Below are 862 nucleotides of genomic sequence, written 5' to 3'. Positions count from 1 at the left end.
AGGTTTCCTGAGGAAGGCTCGTCCTCTCAGGGTTAGTCGGGACCTAAGCCGAGGCCGAAAGGCGTAGGCGATGGACAACAGGTAGATATTCCTGTACCACCTCATGATTGTTTGAGCGATGGGGGGACGCAGAAGGATAAGGAATGCGCACTGATGGATAGGTGCGCCCAAGCAGTGAGAAAGTCAGATAGGCAAATCCGTCTGGCAATTTCAAGCTGTGATGGGGAGGGAAATTTAGTACCGAAGTTCCGGATTTCACACTGCCAAGAAAAGCCTCTAGTTAGATCATAGGTGCCCGTACCGCAAACCGACACAGGTAGGCGAGGAGAGAATCCTAAGGTGAGCGGGAGAACTCTCGTTAAGGAACTCGGCAAAATGACCCCGTAACTTCGGGAGAAGGGGTGCTCCTTTTTAGGAGGAGCCGCAGTGAATAGGCCCAAGCGACTGTTTAGCAAAAACACAGGTCTCTGCGAAGCCGAAAGGCGAAGTATAGGGGCTGACACCTGCCCGGTGCTGGAAGGTTAAGGGAAAGAGTTAGCTGCAAAGCGAAGCTTAGAACCGAAGCCCCAGTAAACGGCGGCCGTAACTATAACGGTCCTAAGGTAGCGAAATTCCTTGTCGGGTAAGTTCCGACCCGCACGAAAGGTGCAACGACTTGGGCACTGTCTCAACGAGAGACCCGGTGAAATTATACTATGCGTGAAGATGCGCATTACCCGCGACAGGACGGAAAGACCCCGTGGAGCTTTACTGTAGCCTGATATTGACTGTTTGTGCAGCTTGTACAGGATAGGTGGGAGCCTTAGAAGCGTGAGCGCTAGCTTACGTGGAGGCACCCGTGGGATACCACCCTAGCTGTATG

General features: G+C 52.9%; 1 rRNA gene. It reads left to right on the top strand.

The features are described from left to right. Positions 1-862, top strand: a 23S ribosomal RNA gene (locus ACFOUV_RS18580); the annotation flags it as partial.

The organism is Oceanobacillus longus, assembly GCF_042650085.1.
Taxonomy (GTDB): Bacteria; Bacillota; Bacilli; order Bacillales; family Amphibacillaceae; genus Oceanobacillus; species Oceanobacillus longus.
The sequence above is the reverse complement of the archived record's forward strand: the minus strand, read 5'-3'. Positions and strand labels throughout refer to the sequence as shown.